At 36.3% G+C, this 21,738-nt stretch carries 22 protein-coding genes; 15 read left to right on the top strand and 7 right to left on the bottom strand.

All coding sequences use genetic code 11. The annotated features are described in order from the left end of the window. Positions 1-8: 8 nt before the first annotated feature. On the bottom strand, positions 9-1,196 hold the full coding sequence (locus F933_RS04690) for an O-succinylhomoserine sulfhydrylase (RefSeq protein ID WP_005058938.1): 1,188 nt from the start codon (positions 1,194-1,196) through the stop codon (positions 9-11). A 190-nt stretch (positions 1,197-1,386) separates the two neighbouring features. Here F933_RS04690 and F933_RS04685 point away from each other — a divergent pair, with 190 nt between their 5' ends. The 3 genes from F933_RS04685 to F933_RS04675 all read left to right on the top strand — a co-directional run bounded on the left by F933_RS04685 (position 1,387) and on the right by F933_RS04675 (position 3,904). Further along, positions 1,387-2,472, top strand: a complete 1,086-nt coding sequence (locus F933_RS04685; protein WP_005058936.1) for an alpha/beta fold hydrolase — start codon at positions 1,387-1,389, stop codon at positions 2,470-2,472. Between the two features lie 3 nt (positions 2,473-2,475). Beyond that, positions 2,476-3,348 carry an NAD(P)-dependent oxidoreductase gene (locus F933_RS04680; RefSeq protein ID WP_005058935.1) on the top strand — a complete coding sequence of 291 codons (873 nt, stop codon included), beginning with the start codon at positions 2,476-2,478 and terminating at the stop codon, positions 3,346-3,348. Positions 3,349-3,568: 220 nt separating this feature from the next. Further along, a complete protein-coding gene (locus F933_RS04675) occupies positions 3,569-3,904 on the top strand; it encodes a hypothetical protein (protein ID WP_005053975.1) in 336 nt (111 codons plus the stop codon). Between the two features lie 43 nt (positions 3,905-3,947). On the opposite strand, the gene F933_RS17365 is transcribed toward F933_RS04675, so the two are convergent. Next, positions 3,948-4,229: a hypothetical protein gene (locus F933_RS17365; RefSeq protein WP_005058933.1), complete on the bottom strand. Its 282-nt coding sequence runs from the start codon at positions 4,227-4,229 to the stop codon at positions 3,948-3,950. Between the two features lie 462 nt (positions 4,230-4,691). Here F933_RS17365 and F933_RS04665 point away from each other — a divergent pair, with 462 nt between their 5' ends. The 3 genes from F933_RS04665 to F933_RS04655 all read left to right on the top strand — a co-directional run bounded on the left by F933_RS04665 (position 4,692) and on the right by F933_RS04655 (position 6,793). Next, on the top strand, positions 4,692-4,961 hold the full coding sequence (locus F933_RS04665) for a YARHG domain-containing protein (protein WP_005053971.1): 270 nt from the start codon (positions 4,692-4,694) through the stop codon (positions 4,959-4,961). A 76-nt stretch (positions 4,962-5,037) separates the two neighbouring features. Further along, positions 5,038-5,451: an HIT family protein gene (locus F933_RS04660; protein WP_005058932.1), complete on the top strand. Its 414-nt coding sequence runs from the start codon at positions 5,038-5,040 to the stop codon at positions 5,449-5,451. Between the two features lie 256 nt (positions 5,452-5,707). Next, positions 5,708-6,793 (top strand): porin, encoded by a 1,086-nt coding sequence (locus tag F933_RS04655; protein WP_005053967.1) that lies wholly within the window; start codon positions 5,708-5,710, stop codon positions 6,791-6,793. A 62-nt stretch (positions 6,794-6,855) separates the two neighbouring features. Here the strand turns inward: F933_RS04655 and F933_RS04650 are convergent, their stop codons facing one another. Continuing rightward, the gene (locus F933_RS04650) at positions 6,856-7,485 is read right to left on the bottom strand and encodes a YidB family protein (RefSeq protein WP_005058930.1); all 630 of its coding nucleotides are present in this window, start codon (positions 7,483-7,485) and stop codon (positions 6,856-6,858) included. Positions 7,486-7,643: 158 nt separating this feature from the next. Beyond that, positions 7,644-8,105 (bottom strand): DUF6231 family protein, encoded by a 462-nt coding sequence (locus tag F933_RS04645; RefSeq protein ID WP_005058929.1) that lies wholly within the window; start codon positions 8,103-8,105, stop codon positions 7,644-7,646. A 38-nt stretch (positions 8,106-8,143) separates the two neighbouring features. Here F933_RS04645 and F933_RS04640 point away from each other — a divergent pair, with 38 nt between their 5' ends. Continuing rightward, on the top strand, positions 8,144-9,013 hold the full coding sequence (locus F933_RS04640) for a DUF2797 domain-containing protein (RefSeq protein WP_005058927.1): 870 nt from the start codon (positions 8,144-8,146) through the stop codon (positions 9,011-9,013). 29 nt (positions 9,014-9,042) lie between these two features. Here the strand turns inward: F933_RS04640 and lpxB are convergent, their stop codons facing one another. Next, positions 9,043-10,227, bottom strand: coding sequence for a lipid-A-disaccharide synthase (lpxB, locus tag F933_RS04635; RefSeq protein WP_034710402.1), 1,185 nt, complete (start codon positions 10,225-10,227; stop codon positions 9,043-9,045). Positions 10,228-10,478: 251 nt separating this feature from the next. On the opposite strand from lpxB, the gene F933_RS04630 reads away from it, so the two are divergent. From F933_RS04630 to F933_RS04595, 8 genes are all read left to right on the top strand, one after another. After that, positions 10,479-10,772 carry a hypothetical protein gene (locus F933_RS04630; protein WP_005058924.1) on the top strand — a complete coding sequence of 98 codons (294 nt, stop codon included), beginning with the start codon at positions 10,479-10,481 and terminating at the stop codon, positions 10,770-10,772. Between the two features lies 1 nt (position 10,773). Further along, positions 10,774-12,330: a PepSY-associated TM helix domain-containing protein gene (locus F933_RS04625; protein WP_005058923.1), complete on the top strand. Its 1,557-nt coding sequence runs from the start codon at positions 10,774-10,776 to the stop codon at positions 12,328-12,330. After that, positions 12,327-12,608: a hypothetical protein gene (locus tag F933_RS17360; RefSeq protein ID WP_005058922.1), complete on the top strand. Its 282-nt coding sequence runs from the start codon at positions 12,327-12,329 to the stop codon at positions 12,606-12,608. Before F933_RS04625 ends, F933_RS17360 begins: the two co-directional genes overlap by 4 nt. A gap of 188 nt (positions 12,609-12,796) precedes the next feature. Continuing rightward, positions 12,797-13,684, top strand: a complete 888-nt coding sequence (locus F933_RS04615; protein WP_005058921.1) for a sulfite exporter TauE/SafE family protein — start codon at positions 12,797-12,799, stop codon at positions 13,682-13,684. A 120-nt stretch (positions 13,685-13,804) separates the two neighbouring features. Next, positions 13,805-14,896, top strand: coding sequence for a 3-deoxy-7-phosphoheptulonate synthase (locus F933_RS04610; RefSeq protein WP_005058920.1), 1,092 nt, complete (start codon positions 13,805-13,807; stop codon positions 14,894-14,896). A gap of 178 nt (positions 14,897-15,074) precedes the next feature. Next, a complete protein-coding gene (locus tag F933_RS04605) occupies positions 15,075-15,581 on the top strand; it encodes a hypothetical protein (protein ID WP_005058919.1) in 507 nt (168 codons plus the stop codon). A gap of 77 nt (positions 15,582-15,658) precedes the next feature. Further along, entirely contained in the window at positions 15,659-17,770 is a 2,112-nt protein-coding gene (locus F933_RS04600; RefSeq protein WP_005058918.1) for a TonB-dependent receptor, read from the top strand. 3 nt (positions 17,771-17,773) lie between these two features. Then, positions 17,774-19,237 (top strand): PepSY domain-containing protein, encoded by a 1,464-nt coding sequence (locus F933_RS04595; RefSeq protein ID WP_005058917.1) that lies wholly within the window; start codon positions 17,774-17,776, stop codon positions 19,235-19,237. 51 nt (positions 19,238-19,288) lie between these two features. On the opposite strand, the gene F933_RS04590 is transcribed toward F933_RS04595, so the two are convergent. After that, positions 19,289-20,029 (bottom strand): adenosylcobinamide-GDP ribazoletransferase, encoded by a 741-nt coding sequence (locus F933_RS04590; RefSeq protein ID WP_005058916.1) that lies wholly within the window; start codon positions 20,027-20,029, stop codon positions 19,289-19,291. 98 nt (positions 20,030-20,127) lie between these two features. Continuing rightward, a complete protein-coding gene (locus F933_RS04585; protein ID WP_034710399.1) occupies positions 20,128-21,711 on the bottom strand; it encodes a histidine-type phosphatase in 1,584 nt (527 codons plus the stop codon). Positions 21,712-21,738: the final 27 nt, after the last annotated feature.

The following is a 21,738-nucleotide window of genomic DNA, read 5'->3' as shown; positions in this document are numbered from 1 at the left end:
CTCTCTCGTTAAATTAAATCTAAACCACGTGATATATCGCAAATAATATCATCAATATCTTCTAAACCGACAGAAACTCGAATCAACCCTTCTTCAATTCCTGCGGCTTGTTTGGCTTCAGCAGACATTCTACCATGTGAGGTGGTTGCTGGATGTGTGATTGTTGACTTCACATCACCTAAATTACTAGTTATAGATAAAAACTTCGTATTATCAATAACTGTCCAAGCCCCTTGACGCTCGCCTCTTACGACAAAAGATACAACGCCACCAAAACCTTTTTGCTGTTTCTTAGCAAGCTCATGCCCTGGATGATCAGGCAAACCTGCATAATAAACTTTTTCAACTTTGTCGTGTTGATGCAGCCATTCAGCAAGTTTTTGAGCATTTTCACAATGGGCCTTCATTCTGATACTTAAAGTTTCTAAACCTTTTAAGAAAATCCAAGCATTAAATGGGCTCATTGAATTACCAAGCGTACGAACAACCCCATTAATTTCTTCAATCAGATCATTCTTGCCCACAACAGCACCACCTAAAGCGCGCCCTTGACCATCAATATATTTGGTTGCTGAATATAGAACTAAATCTGCACCAAACTTAATTGGTTGCTGTAACACAGGCGTACAGAAACAATTATCTACTGCAAACAAAGCACCATGAGCATGAGCAATATCTGCAATGGCTTGCATATCACCCACTTGAGCCAAAGGATTTGAAGGTGTTTCAATAAATAACAGGCGTGTATTTGGACGTATTGCTTGTTTCCAGCCTTCAAGATCACCTAAATCAACAAAGGTTACTTCAACAGCAAATTTAACAACGTATTTTTCAAATAAGGCAATGATTGAACCAAATACAGCACGAGAACAAATTACATGATCACCAGCTTTTAAATAAGCCATACAAATTGCATGCACTGCTGCCATACCAGAACTGGTCGCAACTGCACGCTCTGCGCCATCTAACACAGCTAAACGCTTTTCAAATGCTTGTACAGTTGGGTTGGTATAACGTGAATAAGTATTCCCTTCAATTTGCCCAGAGAATTTTGCAGCAGCATCAGCGGCGCTTTCGCAAACAAACGATGAGGTTAAAAAAATTGGCTCACTATGTTCACCTTCAGCCGTACGGTCATGACCTGTACGAATAGCGAGTGTTTCAATTTGATATTCTAAATCATCGTTGGGATTCATGATTTTGTATGCCTTATGATCAATGGTTGTAATAATCCTTTACTTTAAAGTAATAACTTTTATAAAGGCTTATTAAATACTGTATAAATATGCCAATATTTTGATCGCCTAATGTATTTAAGGTCAAGGCATAAGATGAAATTATCGCTTAGACTTCGTGCAATCTTGACTCATGATGAGACTTTCATAGATGAAATCGCTTGTGGAACAGCAAAAAATAAATTTTAAACATCTCGCTATGCGCGTATTTGAATCTGACAAACTTGTGCTGTCCCAGTCAACACCCTATCAAGTCATTGCTCAATTTAAGCAAACTTGTGTTCGTTTTTACGCCTCAGAAAATAAACTTTATAAAGAACCGCTGGTATTTGTAGCACCTTTGGCGATCAATATGGATATTTATGATCTCTATCCATATCGTTCATTGGTTAAACACTTTCAAGATGCTGGTTTCGATGTGTATTTGATTGATTGGGGCAAATTAACTTATAAAAACTATCAAATTAACTTTTTATCCTTTATTGATAAATTTATTCCACGTTGTATCGAAGCTATTCAAAAGCATTCTAAATCTGAAAAAATTTCACTACATGGTTGGAGTATGGCGGGTATCTTTGTCACGCTTTATACCGCACGCCATCAACCAAATGCGGTTAAGAATCTTGTGGTTCTCGGTAGTCCAATTGATAGTTATGCTTCAGGCTATATTGGCAAACTGTACAAAACTCTCGCTTATGTCACTACGCGTAATGAGAAAGTCAAAGACTATATCTATAATCGCTTACCCAAATTAATGATTCATTCCCCAGGTTTTTTAAATTCACTAGGCTTTAAATTGCTTGATCCAAAAGGTTGGATTGATGGAAATATCCAATTATTAAAAAACTTGGATAACCTTAAACTTGTGCAAGAAGATGCCACACTGAGCCATTTCTTAAACAACATGATTGATTATCCGGGCGGTATTAACCAAGACATGCTGTTTAATGTCTGGATGCAGAATCCTTTAAAGAATGGCGCAATCACATTAAAGAATAATACAATTGAATTGAAAAATATTAATTGCTCACTTTTAGTAGGCGCTGGTAAAGGCGACCAATTGGTTACATCCGATGCAGCCTTTCCACTGACTCAGTTGACAAGTAGTCGTGATGTCACGTTTACTTTGATACCAGGTGGGCATTTAGGTTTAATGTCTAGTCAAAATAGTTCAATTGAGTTCTGGCCGACACTTACAAACTGGTTAGCAGAACGATCAACACCAAGAAGAAGGTAGACAATGATTCAATCTGTTGCATTTATCGGTTTAGGTGCTATGGGATATCGCATGGCAGCACATTTACCAAAAAATTTCGATCAAGTTTTAGTTTGGAATCGAAATTTCAGTAAAGCTGAGCAACATGCAACAGAATATGGAACAACAGCAGTATCACTCTCACAAGCCGTCCAAGCCGATATTATTTTTTCTTGCTTACCTACTAGTCAGGATGTTGAAACGCTGATTGAAAGCGTTGAAATTAAATCAGGCGCCATTTGGATTGATTGCACCAGTGGTGTTCCAGATGCAGGTCGTCGTTTAGCTGAATCATTAAAGCTTAAAAATATCGATTTTCTTGATGCGCCAGTGAGTGGACAAACAATTGGTGCTGAGAATGCAACATTAACCTTTATGGTTGGTGGTAACACTGAAGCTTTTGAACGCGCTTATTCTGCAATGACTGCATTGGGCAAGCTCATTCAACATGTCGGTGATTCTGGTGCAGGCTTCGCGGTAAAAGCGATTAATAACATGCTGCTTGCTGTAAATTTATGGTCTGTTGCTGAAGGTTTTACGACGCTTAAAGCGCATGGGGTGAATTTAGATGCTGCTTTGAATTGTATCAATGCTTCCAGTGGTAAAAGCCTAGTGACAGAAACCATTTTCCCTCAGCGTGTACTCAGTCGTGAATTTCCTGTAACTTTTGCTTTGCCTTTACTCGCAAAAGATACTGGAATCGCTTTGGATTTAGTACATGAAGCTAAACTCCCTGCCCCAATTTTGTCTTTAACCCAAAGTCTGATTCAAGCTGCAAATTTAATGGCTGAGCCTAATAGTGATTTTTCCTCTGCCGTTAAGTTGTATGAATCTTGGAGTAAAATTACATTGGATTAAACTATTCTTCTATAAAAGCAATATTTATCTTTTATTTAGGTCATTTCAAAACAATATGATCAAAAGACTAGAACTGTTCATTTTGAGCAGTTCTAGTAAATTTTTAAACAATATCTTCTGCTTCAAAAATAGTAGATTTATCACGTAATTTTTTAAAACAATTGAGGCTTGATTTTGACTCAATAGACCTGTAGGATTTCTTTTTAAGTGAGTTATCAAAATGAAATTCCAAACTATTTTTGAAAATTTTAAAAGTTCTACTAATGGAACTGATGCTTATAAACAATTAAAAGTTCAATGTGAACAATCTCTTAAAAATTCTGATCAGCAACTCGAATATAGCTCATTACTTCTCATTTATGGTTTTGCCAAAAACTATGTACTTCTTTATGAAGATCAAGCTGTAACTTCGGAATTTGCTGAAAAAGTTAAAGATCAATTGGTTCACTACATGAGTGATCTTAATACAGCGTTATTAACTCGTGATTCAGCAAAGATATTAGATAGCCTTAATTCGATCTCAAAAGAATATATAGCGAGTTCAAGAATTTTTTAGAGAATTAGATATTGAAGCTCTTCTCTAAAGAGCTTCATTTGGATTATTTATTGGCTACATCAATCTTGAAGACTTTCCCATTACAGACCCAAACAGTGTAAATCTGCATATCAATATCATAGATATATTCCGTTGCGGCGCAGGTGTACCGGCCCTCTTTATAAATAAAATACCTCGGATAAGGTTTTCCAATTTTTCTAAGTAAATCACTTTCACTATCCCCAATACCTACGAGCTCATATGATGAACGTATAGAGTTGGTTTCTCTGGCAGAAGTATTTATTGATATTAAAACTGAAATGATTCCAAATATTATATATTTCATTAAATTGACTCTTCTTTTAGAGCATATAGTTTATCAAATAGTCAAATATAGTCATTAATTAAGATTAGAAAAAAATTATTCACCTACATGATTTTTCAACAGATAGTTTTCTTCTGCACCCTAATAAAAATGATTAAAAACATCCCGCCTTGTGTTTAAAAAATAGTCTTAATTAAATCATCTTGAATTACCAAGTGATTTTTTTGATTAAAAAACGAACTGGTATTTGCAAGTTGAGTGAATTTATTAATTATGGCGCATGCCTAATCAAAGCATTGATAATTATAGTTATAATTTATTTAATGAATAAATTATGGAGTAAAATTACACTCGCATAATACTGTTTCATTGAAATTTCACCAATAAGCCGTATATTGTTTATTACGTAGTAACCAAATGTGACATGTAAAATTCTTTTACAAACGACTTTGGTTTATACCCTTTTGATTAGAGGAATACCTCATGAATAAGTTAACGGCTGCGGTTTTTGCTGGATTAATAACCCTTGTAGGTGTAAATGTTCAAGCTGCAACGCCAGAACAAGAATGCAAAAAACTGCAAGATGATTACAATCTTATCTACGCTTCTAAAGGTTTCTGTTTCAAAGACGCTGATGCAAAAGCTAAATATGGTAATGAAAACTGCCATACAACAAAGCCAAAGTTCTCTGATAAAGAACAACAACGTCTTGATGAAATTAAAAGTCGTCAAAAAGAGTTGAATTGCAAATAATATAGAGGATGCGGAACAAGTTGAGTTCCGTATTTTCATTTAGCTTCTTAAAAGTTTTTTAAATAAAGGACTATTCATGGCATACGATGACCAAAATATTTTTGCTCGAATACTTCGTGGTGAATTACCAGCAATCAAAATATATGAAGATGATCATGTACTCGCATTCATGGATATTATGCCGCAAGCCGATGGCCACGCTTTGGTTATTCCTAAAGTTCCAGCAGTAAGCTTAATTGATTTACCACCTGAAGCAGCCGCATACACGATTCAAATCGTCCAAAAGATTGCAAAAGCAATTGAAACAGCGTTAGACGCCAAAGGTATCGTATTGATGCAACTTTCTGGTGCTGCGGCGGGACAAACTGTTCCTCACGTGCATTTCCATTTGATCCCAAGTTCTATTCATGAATTAGGACGGCACGCTGCGCAAATGGGTGACCAAGAAAAAATTAAATCGCTCGCTGAGAAAATTAAAGCTGTACTGTGATTTATTAATATATTATTGATTAAACGGAGCCATGCTCCGTTTTTTATTATCATAAGTTTATAAAAATCAATAATAAGCATAAATGTTGCTAAATATGAATCGTCATTAAACTGTCATTTTTCTTTCACTTCTTTGTCACAAAGTTTGCCGATACTGCATACAAGTTAGTGAGCTATGTAACTTTTTGTACATAAGCAATCTTATAACAGTAACTAAGGCATCAGCCATTTACAAAAAGTGTTTTGGAGAAATCTCAATGAAAAAATTGCTTCTTGCTGCTACTGTAGCAACTTTAGCCATGAATGCAGCGCAAGCAGCACCAACATTGTATGGTAAGCTCAACGTAACTCTAGATCAAATCGATAAGAATGGCTTTAAAGACGAAAGCGTGACAAAAGTAAACTCAAATGCTTCTCGTATTGGGGTAAAAGGCGAAGAAAAATTAACTGATAAATTATCAGCAGTTTATTTAATCGAATGGCAAATTAGTGCAGATGGTGATGGTGATGTATTTAGTAACCGTAACCGTTATGTAGGTATTAAATCTGATGGTGTAGCGACTTTAAAAGTTGGTCAATTTGACTCGTACTTTAAAACAGCTGCTGGTAACAACCAAGATATTTTTAACGATCACAATGAACTTGATATGACTGCTATTTTAGCAGGTGAAGATCGTTTAAAAAATGTGATCGGCTTTGAAACTGACAAGAAATTATTAGGTGGTTTAGCTTTTAACATCATGTTCCAACAAGGTGAAGAATCTTCTACGAAGGATAATTCTGTAATTGGTAATAAAGGTAGTCGTGACAGCTTTGGTGATGGTGTTTCTGGGTCAATTACCTATGAAAATAAAGACTTTGGTTTAGCTGCTGCAGTTGCTGCAAACTCGAGTATTGCTTCAAAATATGGAGCATATAGTTTGTCTGGTATTTATAGCGATGCAGTACGTGTTGCAGGTTCTTTGGACTTAACTAAGATTGGCGCTGATGGTTTAGTATTTGGTGCTTTATGGCAAACGTCTCAACCTACTGATGATACAGTTCTAACAACTGACGGTACTAAAGTAACATCATATAAAGGTCTAAAAGAAGATGCTTACGGTGTAACGGCTGCTTATACTATTCCTTCAACACCAATCCGCTTAAAAGCTGAGTATATTTCTGCTACTACTGAATCTGACGGTCGTGATGATCGTAAACAAGATTTATATGGTCTTGGTGCAGACTATCAGATCAATAAACAAGCACGTTTCTATGGCGTAGTTGGTCAACAAAAACGTGATTGGTTAGTAAAAGATGATAAGAAAACAACTATCGGTTTAGGCATGGAATACAACTTCTAATACGAAGAAAATACTGATACTAAAAATAAAAGGGCTATATGCCCTTTTATTTTTTACTGAATTTATTTTTTTAAGAAGCCACTGACTAGATTCAAGACTTGTTGAATATCTTGATTCGCTTCTTGTGGATTTGTACCGCTCCCTTGTGGCGTGAGCGAATCAATCACTTGAGGTAAGACCGATGCTATAGCACCGTAAATTGCTGATTTTGGTGCTTGTGTTTGTTGTGCAACTTGTTCGACATCTTGGTCATCAAATAAGTTTTGAATATTTTGGGTAGGAACATCTTGAGCATTTGGTTGTTGTGGATCGACCCAACTTTGTACTTGATTTGCCAAACCCGCATTTTTCAGTTTATCTAATGCACTTTGCAAACCGCCTTGTTTTTGAATCCATGCAAGAACAATAGGTAATACAGCAATCAATAAGGTTTGTGCAGTACCTGCACCGCTTGTATTACTTTGGGTTTGGGTTGAATTATTATTTCCAGCACCAAATTGATCTAAAACAGACCCAAGGATTCCACCTAAGCCACCTTGTTGTTGATTTGGACTATTTTGTTGTTGTCCGCCGCCAAGTTGACCTAATACAGAACCTAAGATTCCACCTAAACCACTATTTTGTCCTGATTGCTGCTGACCGCCTAAAGCTTGTTTCGCTAAAATTTCAACAATCTTTGTTAAATCCGTCATGAGCTACACGTTCCTTTTGGAATTATTTATTCAAAAAGCATACGCTGCTTTCACAATCGATAACAAAGTAAAAATGTTAAAATTTGCAAGAACATGCAATCAGTTTTATACCGTTTCGATTCAAAGAGGCTAATAAACGTGCAGAAAATATCAATGGCTTACCAACGAAATTTATTCCAATTTTCTGGATTTGCCCAAAACTTAGAATTAAACCAATCTGGAACATGCTTATAAGTCAAAATATTGAATTGCCACAATGCAAAATCGCTATCATGCTTTGTTTTATCAATGAGTTGTGTGAAGCCTAGTGAGCGTAATAGCTTTTCATCGTTTAATTTACTAACGACTACAATACGCTTTGCCATTAAGTCACGTAATTTCACCAATAACTGCGATTTTTGTACTTCACTGATACTTTGCATTTCATCTGTATCAAATAATACAAAACCTAAATCATAACGTTGTGTAAATGGCAGATTTAAAAAGTCAGTTACGTTAAAATAATGCCATTGAATCGAAGCATTTTGGTCAATGTGTTGACCTATACAAAGTGCAGTATGAATGGACTGTTCTTGAGATAAATCGTCTAGCATAGAAGCGATGACATTTTGTTCAGCCATAACTGCAACCCTTGATTGAGAAAGATGAGAGTTTATTCATGGAACTACAAGGCATTTGTCATAAAATGCATGCAGCGCTCAAAACGCATAGTGTAACTGATCAATCAACAAGCAAGGCAAATGTTGAATATAAATTTATATTAGATCGTTCAGAAACTGATCTACCTTTTGTTTTAGGGCAAGAGTTAGAGATTGAATGGACAGGAAATATTTTCTGCACCTCTTGCGGCGCAAAAACACCTAAGTCTTATTCCCAAGGTCATTGTTTTAAATGTTTCAAGACCAAAGCTGAGTGTGATTTATGTATTATGAAACCGGAAACTTGTCATTATCATCTCGGTACATGTCGTGAAGATGATTTTGCTCATAAAGTTTGCTTTCAACCGCACATTGTTTATTTAGCAAATTCTAGTGCGCTAAAAATTGGTATCACCCGTATTGTAAATATGCCGACACGTTGGCTAGATCAAGGTGCAACACAAGCATTACCGATTTTAAAAGTTGGTTCACGTCGCTTATCTGGGCATTTGGAAACATTAATTGGTACTCAGATTGCAGATAAAACAGATTGGCGTAAGTTACTCAAAGGTGAAGCACAACCACTTAATTTAATTGAACAACGCGATCAGATTTTAGAAGAGTTTTCACCTAAGATTCAAAGCATACGCGATGAGTTTAATCAAAATTTGGAATTCAATGAGGATTTGGAATTCTTGGAAAATGAATTACCAAAAGAATTTGTATATCCAGTTGAACAATATCCTGAAAAGATTAAATCGCTAAACTTAGATAAGACACCAAAGATTCGAGGGGTTTTACACGGTATCAAAGGTCAGTATCTATTACTTGATATTGGTGTGATCAATATTCGTAAATATACAGGTTACGAATTGGTATTGAGAACTTAAACAAAAAGGTGGCATTTATGCCACCTTTTTTATATCGCATCTGTTTTCAAACAACTTAAAATTGCATGTACAGGATCTTCAGTATTTCCTGAAATTAACTGCTTATGCATACTTAAATGTTGCAACATTTGGATGTGCGCAGTTTCATGATCCATTAGTTTTTCTATTTCGGTTGCTAAATGCTGTGGTGTTGCATCAGCCTGAATTAATTCTTCTATCACCTTTTTGCCTGCAATGATGTTAGGTAAAGAGTAATATGGAATTTTAACTAAGAATTTCGCAATAATATAAGTCAGCCAATTCAACTTATAAAATGTCACCATTGGACGATGTAACAACATGGCTTCAAGTGTTGCTGTACCAGAAGCAAGCGCCACAATATCACTGGCATTCATCACCATTCGACCAATTTTAGATTCATCGTCAATATTTTCTAATACATGAATCTTGGCTTTCAAATCTACGTCTAGGTTTTTAATGCCTTCTTCAATTTGATGCTTACGAGCATCATTAATAGCAGGGATTAAAAACTCAACTTCAGGAAATTTTCTGTGCAAAATTTCAGCTGTACCAGTCAATAAAGGCAATAATCGTTCAATTTCCCCTCGACGACTTCCTGGTAGTAATGCGATATGGGTTTTATTTGCGAGTAAGCCCAATTGGTGTTTAGCATCCATGACTGGATTTTTCAATGGTAATTGTTTAGCTAATGGATGACCAACAAAGGCAGCAGGCACATCATAATTTTGATAAAAGGTCTTTTCAAATGGAAATAAACACAAGACTAAATCAATGCTTTTTTTAATTCCATGCACACGTCCTTGACGCCATGCCCAAACCGATGGACTGACGTATTGAACTGTTTTAATTGGTAAATTCTTTTCTTTAATTGTTTTAGATAATCGTAAGTTAAAATCAGGTGCATCAATACCAATGAAAATATCGACTGGATTTTCTGTCCAACGTTCGACCAAGCCATCACGTACAGCAAAGAGCTTTTTTAGATCTTTTAAAACTTCTACAATTCCCATAACAGATAAAATTTCCATGGGATAATAACTATGGAAACCTTCCGCAATCATTTGTGGACCGCCAATTCCTTCAAACTCAACATCTATACCTTGTTCACGAAAACTACGCATTAGCTTGACTCCTAGAGTATCTCCAGAAACTTCCCCTACTACGATTCCTATTTTTAGTTTTTGCTTAAACAAGACGTATGCCCCACTGAAATATTAAAATGATTCTAACAAAATGATTTTACATCGAATCATATTAAAAAAAGCAATTTGTTCACAATTGGTGAATACACTTTTAATCTATTTTTTCTATTTTATACTAAAAAATTATCTAGATTTACGATGAGATATTGTTTGATTGAACTTGGACTAAACTTTATTATAAATAATAATCATTTCCAATTGTGACTTGTTTCCATTTCACCACACTCTAATCAAGATTCATTATGGCTAAATCTACCTCTCCTACACTTGTCTATAGATTCAGTGTTTTCTATCGCTTTGTTCTGACATTTGTATTGGGTTATATCTGCACGATGTATTTGTGCATTAGTCTCACTTCTTTATTCAAGAATGTATTTAACAAAGCTGAAGCGATATATCTTGCAGCTTTTATCGCCATTTTATTTTATGTGGTATTTATCATTTTAAGCTTTTGTGCACATTCAATGCTGAAATTAACACTGATTAGCCTAGCTTTGGCAGGTGTTTTATATGGCTTATCAGTAGGTTTAAATTAAAATGCAGAATAAAGGTGTACGCCAATCAATGGCATGGTTACATGCTTGGACAGGTTTAATTTTCGGTTGGCTTTTATTTGCCATCTTCCTAATGGGGACAAGTTCGTACTATCGTCATCAAATTAATTTATGGATGCAACCGCAGCTCGCACAAATTCAAGTAAACCAAGATAAAGCGATTACAACAGCAACAGAATATTTAAATCAACATGCGGCTGATGCAAAATCATGGTATCTCAAGGTTGCCAACCAAGAAGAACCTGTGAATAGAATGTATTGGGAAAAAGCAATAGGAGGTTATGAAAGTCGAAGTCTAGATGCAAATTCTGGTCAAGAATTAAAATTATCTGCGACTCAGGGTGGAGATTTTTTCTATAATTTTCATTTCCAACTTTATGGGCTCCCCGTAATGATTGGGCGACTAATTGCCTGTATAGCGGCTTTTATCATGCTGATCGCTTTGGTGTCAGGCATTATTACGCATAAAAAGATTTTTACAGATTTTTTTACCTTGAGAACCTTTAAATCTCAACGTTCTTGGTTAGACTTCCATAATGTTTCTTCAGTACTTGCACTTCCCTTTTTTCTGACAATTACATTTACTGGTTTAGCAATTTTCTTTTATATCTATCTCCCTTGGGGAATGCAGAAACTTTATCCTGAAAATCCTTTTCAGTATTTCACTGAAATCAGAACGGTTAATCAAGATACTCAGCAAAAAGCAGCACCCATTAAAGCAGAAATATTGCCTATCAATAGTTTATTAGAAAAAGTCAGACAACAATGGGGAGATCAAGCTCTAGCATCAATAGAAGTTAAAAATCCCAATACTGATCAAGCAATTATTACATTTAAACAATTAGAAGATCGTTCAATTACCTTAAACCAAGCGCAAATTACATTTGATAGTAATGGAAAAATGCTCGGTAATACTCGCAATGAAAGTTCAGTTGCCACATTAAATGCGGGTGTATACGGTTTACATATGGCTACTTTTGCACAACCCGCACTTAGATTTGCATTTTTTTGCTCTGGCATACTCGGATGTTTAATGATTGCTTCTGGCTTATTACTTTGGAGCTTAAAACGTCAAATTCAAAATAAGTCTAATCAATTTCATTTTGGCTATTACTTAGTAGATCGCTTGAATGTTGCTGCATTCATTGGCCTGCCAATTGCAATGATGAGCTATCTATTTGCCAATCGATTTGTACATGTGAATGAAACGACACCAAATTATGAAATCTATACCTTTTTCATTATTTGGCTACTAAGTTTTATCTTTGCATTATTCACTAAAAAACAATACTTGTGGAAATCTCAGGTTTTATTTATGGGATTGTTAGCTTTAGCTTTACCAGTATATAACTTTGTCTATTTACTGAATCATCAATTGATCTCAGATTTTAAAAGTTACTGGTTATTCTTACGTATTGATCTTTTCTTAATTGTTTTCGCAATATTCGCCGTATTCATTTTTAAAAATATTCACCCTATTCAAGAAAAATCCGCTCAGAAAATCAAAGCTAAATTAGCGAAAAAAGAGGTAAAAGCATGATCCTTTTTAGTCTTTTTCTGATCTTGATTGGGATGTTTAATCTCCATAGATGCAGTGCTAAACAGATCAACAAAGCACAATCGAAAAATCAGCAAATTTTTATTCATTACAGGACTCACTTCAGAGTTGTTGCTTATATCTGCTTTTTACTCGCAGGTAGCCTGCTTTGTTTAGAATATGGAAGTTCTATCGGATTTGTGAGTTGGTGGATATTTGCGACACCCGTTACTTTTATTTTGGTGCTATGGATCAATGAATTAAAACCAAGCAAAAGATAACTTGTTAGATTTCAAGGTATAGCTGAGTTTATAAAAACTGAGTTGAATTGTTTCCATAATGCTTTATCAATTTATCTAACATCGCCGCTTTAGCTTTTTTTTGAATAAGTAAATCATTTTTCATCACAACGAGTTATCTTAAAAAAGCATAAGATATGCAGGTTTTAGCATATTTAGGCATATTGTTGATGTTTGGTCCTATCGAATTCATTATGGCTGGGGTTTTGGTTGGCTTCTGTGTAGGTATTACAGGAGTTGGCGGTGGTTCATTAATGACCCCTATTTTGATTAGCTTATTCAAAATCGAGCCTCATATTGCCATTGGTACTGACCTGCTTTATGCATCAATTTCTAAGTTCTGTGGTTCTGTTGTTCATGCCAAAAAACTAAACATTGTATGGTCAATTGTGATTTGGTTAGCTATCGGAAGTATTCCTGCTTCATTTGCGACATCATGGGTTTTAGAACACTATTTAAGTCAATCAACTCATTATAAAGCGGTACTGACAATGGTACTTGGTTTTATGTTGACTTTGACCGGTGTATCAATTGTGTTCCGTACCCAAATTGAGAAGTTCTTTGATCGCTTTAGAAATCGCGAACAAGACAATATGGAAAGCGAGCAACATGCTCTGCAACATAAACGTTTTTATATCGTTATTATGGGGATTGTACTGGGTGTATTTGTAACATTATCCTCAGTAGGTGCTGGTGCTTTTGGTATCATGGCTCTAGTGATTATGTTTCCAAATTTGCCTATGATTCGTATCATTGGATCAGATGTTGTACATGCCGTTTTACTAACAGCCGTCGCAGGTTTAAGCCATATGTCTTCAGGTAATGTTGATTTTACCTTATTAATGTGGTTATTGGTTGGTTCCATTCCTGCCATTATTGTGGGTACTTTAATTAGCTCTCGTATGCCTGAACGACTGATTCGTAAAATCTTAGGTATTACATTATTTGCACTAGGGATCAACTTTATGGTGAACCCAATTAAAGCCAAGCCAAAACCAGTTGAAACTCAGCAAGCAGTTTTTGTTCAACAGACAAATCATTTAACCAAAACCGTTTAAACCCATAAATATGCTGGTTGATTTAGAACAAATTATGCGATTCGCTAGTTAATCAATCAGCATTTCATGCTATATTCGTAGACAAAATAACCTCTTCTTTAGATTGAATTTGTGACAGCGATGAATACTCTACAGCCAAACCCAGTTTCTCAACCAGATATCAATGACGTTAATATTAAAAGCATTCAAACCTTGATTACCCCTGCGGAACTGAAAGCTGATCTTCCTTTATCTGAGGCTGCATCAAAAACTGTATTACAAGGACGTGCAACTGTACGTAATATTTTAGATGGCAACGACAAGCGTTTATTTGTCGTCATTGGTCCTTGTTCAATTCATGATCCTAAAGCGGCGAATGAATATGCTGATCGTTTACGTGTACTTAGCGAAAAAGTAAAAGATACACTTTATTTAGTCATGCGTGTTTACTTTGAAAAACCACGTACCACTGTGGGTTGGAAAGGTTTAATTAATGACCCTGATATGAACGACTCATTCAATATCGAAAAAGGCTTGCATATTGGTCGCGGTCTTTTGCTTGAGCTAAATGAAAAAGGCTTACCTTGTGCAACTGAAGCACTTGATCCTAACTCACCTCAGTACTACCAAGATTTAATTTCTTGGTCAGCGATTGGTGCTCGTACTACCGAAAGTCAAACTCACCGTGAAATGTCATCAGGCCTATCTTCACCTGTTGGTTTTAAAAATGGTACAGATGGCGGCTTAACGGTTGCAACCAATGCCATGCAATCGGTTAAACATGGTCATAGCTTCTTAGGCTTAAATGAAAATGGTCAAGTAGCGATTATTAATACCAATGGTAACCCTTATGCTCACGTAGTTTTACGTGGTGGTAATGGTAAACCTAACTATGATGCTTCTTCTGTTGCGGAAGCTGAAGCTGCCTTAGCGAAAGCAAAAGTAAGCAATAAGATCATGATTGATACTAGTCATGCAAACTCAAACAAAGATCCGTACTTACAACCTTTGGTTCTTAAAAACATCACAGAGCAAATTCTTGATGGCAATAAATCAATCGTGGGTATCATGGTTGAAAGTCATCTCAAAGGTGGTCGTCAGGATATTCCTGAAAACTTATGTGATCTTGTTTATGGTCAATCAGTGACTGATGGTTGCATTGATTGGGAAACAACAGAAAAAGCGCTATTAGAGATGCACGAAGTGCTTAAAGATGTTTTGCCAAACCGTTAATTTATAAATAATAGATATTAAAAACAGGCTCATATGAGTCTGTTTTTTTACGTGAAAGATCAATAAAACCAATAAATTACTGACTTAAAATACTCACCATTTGTGTTAGATATGTTTTGTAGTGTAATGTTTTTTTAATTATACTTCTGCCACATTTCCACTGTGTCGTATCGCTGATATGAAGTCCAGTTTTCGTCAACATTTGCTAAAGTGGCGTGCCTCTCTCGGTGCGATAACTTTGCTTTGTTTACTCTGGCATATTCTCTTACCCACGATGGTTCATATTGGCGTTGTACCTGCACTGTATGCAATGCCGAGTCACTGCCAAGTTACAAATATTCAAAATAGCTTAATGGATTCAGAATCCCATTCTAGCCATCACCATCATGCTATGCACGATAAAAATCAGCATGAACAGCATCTTCAACATCAAAAACATAATCTACTTAGTGCTCATGCTAAAGAGGTTTTTGCACTTGCAAGCAAGATCATGAAGCATTGTCCATTATGTACTTATGGCGTTGATGCCGCTGCAATTGTTCCTTTTATTGCAATTATTTTTGTATTTTTATTAGCTTGGTTTACTCGTGTACGATGCCTATGCTATGCGTGGACAGAAAATCTGCATATACCACGTATCTATTATATTTTTCCAATTAAACAAGCACCTCCACTCGCTCTATAAAACGCAATTCCGTAAATATCGTATCCAGTGAGAACTGCGGTACCGCCTTGTTTATTGCTTTTTTTATAGAGTTTGATATGAATACTCAATTTCGTTTGTCAGTATTAGCTGCTGCGTGCCTTTCTGTTACTTATAGTTCAATTGCTTTAGCTGAAACTTCATCAAAAGATGAAACTAAAACCTTAGCGACCATTGTCGTCACTGCAAGCCGTGAGGGAGAGTCTATTAATAATACTCCTGCTGCGATTAGCAAAATCAACAACCAAGATATTGAAGATAAACATGCAACATTCATTGGTCAGTTAGTGAATCAAACACCAGGTGTTTTGATGAATGACTTGGGTAATGAGCAGCACATGATGTCTATACGCCAACCAATAACGACTGCGGCTGTTTATCAGTATTTAGAAGACGGTATATCTGTGCGTCCTGTAGGTGTGTTTAACCATAATGCATTATATGAAGTGAATTTGGCTGGGATTGATAATATTGAAATTCTGCGTGGTCCAGCTAGTAGTTTATATGGTAGTAATGCGATCGGTGGAACGATCAACTTCTTGACCAAAGCACCCAGTTTAACTCCCACAGCTGATTTAGGCGTGAGAGCAAGCTCTGGAGGCTATCGTCGTATTGATCTAGGTGCATCGAATACCTTTGATACCGAATTTGGGGAGCATGGCTTTAGAGTTTCAGGCTATGCCAGTGATCGTGGTGATAGTTGGCAAGATCACGCAGAAAGTAATAAGCAAAGTATCACTTTGAGACATGATTGGCGCATATCTGATGCCACCCAAGTTAAAAATATCGTCAGTTATAATCATCTCAAAGCAGATATGACGGGTAGTTTAAATGCAGAGGATTTCAGTAAACGGTCTGGTTACAGTTATCAAACCTTTACCTATCGTGAAGTTGATGCAACAAGACTTTCATCTCAATTAAGCCACAGTTGGAATGATCAAAATCAAAGCCAAGCCACACTGTATTATCGTGATAACACGACTGAACAGAACCCAAGTTATAATATTCGTACAGATGCCAAAAATGGTACGCCTACAGGAACATATAGTGGACAAACCACATATAATGCCTTTCAGTCTTATGGATTAAATTTACAACATTCAATTAACTTAAACCCTGTGAAATTAATTGTCGGTGCGATGTCTGAACATTCGCCTAACCAAGCAAAAACCAATGATATTGAAGTGTTTCGCGATCCTAAAACACGAATATATACAGGGTTTAAACAACGACAATTACTGCGTGATTTTAATGTCGATGTCAATAACCAAGCGATTTACACACAAGCCAATTGGCAAGCTTTACCAAACTTAAACTTAGTTGGTGGCGCTCGCTATGACTGGATCAGTTATGACTTTGACAATAAGCTTACTCCTTCTAAAGTGACAGGTGCTCCAGATGAAAAGCGTAATTTCCATAAAGCCAGTCCACAACTTGGTTTTGTTTGGAATATTACGCCTGAATTAGATCTTTACAGCAATTGGTCACAAGGCTTTGTTCCACCTGAAGTGAGTAGCCTTTATGGAGCAAATTTAGTAACGCCTGATCTGAAAGAAGCAACCTTTGATAACGTTGATCTAGGTTTGCGTTTCAAGTTGTTAGATGATCGCTTAGATGGCGAAATTACCTTGTATCGTCTAGAAGGTAAAGATGAAGTACTTAGCTTTACTAAACCAGACAACACACGTGAACCTCGCAATGCTGGAAAAACCTTACATCAAGGTATCGAAGTTGGCGGAACATGGAAAATCAGCGAACAATATGACCAGCGTTTAAAACTGTCAGGCAGTATCGCTAAACATGAATATAAAGAATTTCAACCATCACTAGCGTTCGACTATAGCGGCAATACGATGCCTAGCTCTCCAAAAAGCTTTGGCACAATCGAGTATCAGATAAAACCTATGCCTGAATTATTACTCTCAGCAGAAGGTGTTTATGTCGGTTCATACTGGATAAATGATGCCAATACAGAAAAGTATGATGGACATACGATTCTAAACCTACGTGCAAATTATCGTAAAAATGCCTATGAGGTATATGGGCAAATTCTTAATGCAGCTGATGTACATTATGCGGAAAGTACCTCGTTTAGTAATAACCAAGCCAGCTATACGCCTGCTGCACCACGTACTTATTTATTAGGTTTACGCTATCATTTTGGGAAATAAGTCATGAATGCCAACCAATTGAAAAAGCTACTAAAGTTTCATCGTGGCTTTGGAATGGTACTTGGCATTCTCGTTTTGATGTGGTCTTTAACTGGTGTGTTGCATCCAATTATGAGTGCAACCCAACCACAACCTGCAAAACGTATGCCTCCATCCCAACAGCTTGATTTGAGGGATGGATTGTCCATCCCTCAAATATTAGACATGCAGAAAATTACCGAATTTTCTGCATTACAAGCAATTGAACTTAAAAAAGATCTTATTGCTTATCGAGTTTTAAAACCTAATCAAAATATTGCTGAATATTTTGATCGTCATACTGGGCAATTGATTAAAGCTGCTGAATTGCAAGATGCAAAACGTCTTGCAGTTTGGTACACAGGCTTAAGTCAACAACAGATTATTTCTGCTGAACTGGTCACTCAATTTAGTGATGATTATCCAAGCGTCAATCGCTTATTACCTGTTTGGCGTGTAGATTTTGATACTGGTTTAAGGGCTTATGTCGATCCAGCACAATCTCGATTAGCAACGATTTCTAATGATCAGAAAATGTGGATGGCACGGATCTTTCGCTTAGGTCATACATGGACTTGGGGAGATCAGCCTTGGACAGGACAAAGTCTCTTGATGCAAATTGCTTTAATTGGCATTCTTGCTTTGACCTTGATGGGAATCGGATTGTTTTTCAAAATTCACAATCGTAAAAATCATCGTTTAGCTAAAAAGCCAATTCGTTTTTTTCATCGTTATCTGGGCATTAGTTTAAGTGTTTTTATTTTGTTATGGGTGTTTAGTGGTTTTTATCATGTTTGGCATAAAAAACCTGAACTTGTGAATGTTCAGCCCATCTTCCATACGCAAGATTTAAATCCTGAAGCATGGCAATTGGCAGTTCAACGTCCAATTCAGCGACTCAACCTTGTACCGATCGCTTTTGATCAGAATCAAGCACATGCAGGCTGGATGGTTCAATTGACTGGAAAACCCCAATTACAAGGGAGCATGACCGCAGCGAAAGAACATGATCACCATCATCATGCAAAAGATGCTGCCCCAGCCATTGAGTTAGTTGATGCTCAACATGCTAAAAATTTGAATCCTCTTGAGCAAAGCAAATATTTGGCAGCCTTTTATTTAAACTTGCCTTTAAAGCATTTTACTCAAAGTTCATGGGTCACTCGTTTTGGCGGTGAATATGGTTTTATAAATAAACGTTTACCTGTAATCAAAGTTGAAACTAATTTGAATGATCAGCTTAGACTTTATATCGAACCAAGTAGCGGTGTCATTGCGGCGCAAGTAAATCAGCAAGATGCCTTAGAGGGGTTTAGTTTTGCTTATTTGCATAAGTGGACATGGTTACCGATAGATAAAACGCTTAGAGACATCCTGTTGGGAACAATCGCGGGATTGATTGCAGTATTGGTAATCTTGGGAAGTTTATTGGCAATTCGAAAACGTTAAAGCGGAATTGATCCTTCTTATTTGAGAAGGATCAATCCTATAAAAATTCACTTAGATATAAAAGAAAGCAATCACAAAAGTTAATATTAAGCCCGTCTCACTCAACTCAATGGCAGCACCCACCGTATCACCCGTGATACCACCGATTCTCTTAATAAATAAAAATCTTAAGGAAACCAATATTAAGAAAAAGCTGATTAAAGCAACTAATCCAATTAATTTAAATGCACAAAGCAATGCCAATGTAATGACAAAAACCATCCATCCTACAGTTTTAGGAATAGAATCAGTCATTGAACGCCCTAATCCATTTTCTCGAACATATCGTGTTGTGAGAAATAAAAATAAAGGAACACTGCGACCCAGCATGGGAATTAAGATTAAAAAAGCAGAGAGCTGTTGTTGAAGCAAGACATATAAAGCGGAAAATTTAAGTAAGCAAACAATGACTAAACTTAGAACACCGATAGGACCACAACTTGGGTCTTTCATGATTTTTAAGGTCCGTTCCCGATCACCAAAGCCACCTACCCAGGCATCTGCTGTATCCGCTAGACCATCTAAATGAAGCCCACCTGTAAGCCAAATCCAAATCACTAAAATAATCGCTGTAACAAGAATAATCGGTACTTTTACGAGAAGGATTGAAAGTCCAAATAGAATTAATCCAATCAACAAACCTACAAGTGGATAAAAAAGTACAGATTGACCATTTTGCTTTGCAGTTGGTATCTGTTTTAGTTCGATGGGTAGAACAGTCAAGAATTGCAAAGCGATCCAAAAAGACGTCATGTAAACTCAATCGTATTCGATTCATAATTTAGCAATTATGAGGAAATAAAACTGGGAATAGCAAGGCTATTCCCAGTTTGAAAAAACTAATGCTTGGATTATTGAACTTGATAACATTGTTTGAGCTTTAAATAATCATAATAGAAACTGTTGGTACTATATTGTGCATATTTACATGATGGTTTAAACAAGGTCTCTTTTTCATTGTAGAGCATTTTTACCAAAGTGATACCTTGTGCATTTTGATAAATATCCCACTGTAAATTCGCAGCCATTGGCGATACCACTTCACCTCTCCACTTGCTATTGCTGTAGTTATAGGTTTGACGTAATGGTAAAGGCTGCATCATGTCATGTAACTCTAGACTGGTCGCCAGTGGAATAATGATTTCAGCATGTGCGAAACGTAACACAGCGCGGTGGGATTGTTTTCTTTCAATAATCGCATCAACTTGGTCAAATAAATCCTGCTTTAATCCCTTTGACATCTTACTGGTGACAGCATTGGATTCAGAAAAGCTTGGACCTTTAGAATAAAAGTCATTAGCATCATTGAATTCTGAATAAAACTTAGCTGCATCGATTGGCATATATTTATCAAAACTTACGTCGTTAAGTTCAACCTGCATCCCTCCTGAAATAGAGTACAGTTCATAAATATAAGCAGCAGCATCTACAGCACTAGTAATTGTATTCTTTCCTTTGCCTTTTTCAGTAATATTTTCACCTGTTGGGGTAGTCACAGTATATGAGCCTGTATTACTGAAAGTATAACCGCTTGTACCTATTTTTTTAATAAATTCAGGTTTAAAAATTGGCGTTAATACACTCATAGCAACCTGCTGAGCACGCGATTTTTGAGTTAACTCATCTAGTTTATTAGCTAAGTCAGCATTATCTTCTTCAAAGTGTTGATAAGCTTGACTTACATCATAAATGACTTGTTGTTGTGCAGATATAGGCTGAGTTAAATCTTGAGTTTGATTTAAACTATGAAAATAAAGCTTAAATCGATCTACTCCACCGTCTTCACTAGATGGAATACTGGTACTGACCAAACTTGTATATGACGTAGGTGTAATTTGACTCTTCAATTGTGGTTGTTGTTGAATCAATTCAGCAGTAAAAAACTTGGCACTATCAACCGCACGATCTACACCTGAGCTTTGGACTAAAATAGATTGAGGTTGTGTCGCTTCTGTTTTAAATAGTTCAGGTAGACGCTGTAAAAGACGGTCTGCAATACCTCTATGTTCTTGAATACCAAGCATCGTTTCATTGCCATATCCATACTGGCGAATCCCATCTACGCCATAACCAAGCAAAATATTGGCTTTCATCATATTTTCTAAATCAGCACCTAATTTTTCACCTAAAGGTGTTAAAGCATTCTCAGCCTTAGCTTGTTTCCATAAGTTATACAGCGCCAAATCATATTTAATGCTCGATAATCCTCTAGAACCATGACGTGCTACTAACTCTGTAAAAACAGGTTTGAAACCCTGAGGAATTGCTTCATATTTTTTTAGATCTTGTTGTGGTTGGTATGGAGTTTTAGTCTGATAATATTTTGATACCGTGTTATTTTCTGGGATTATTTTTGATTCTGAGCGATCATCGTTATTACATGCCGCCAATAAAATGCTCACGCATAACACACTGCTTTTCAATAATATATTCATAAAGGATTTACTTATAGGTCAAGAAAT

The sequence above is a fragment of the Acinetobacter beijerinckii CIP 110307 genome, from assembly GCF_000369005.1.
Lineage (GTDB): Bacteria > Pseudomonadota > Gammaproteobacteria > Pseudomonadales > Moraxellaceae > Acinetobacter > Acinetobacter beijerinckii.
This window is presented reverse-complemented; position numbering and strand designations above follow the sequence as displayed.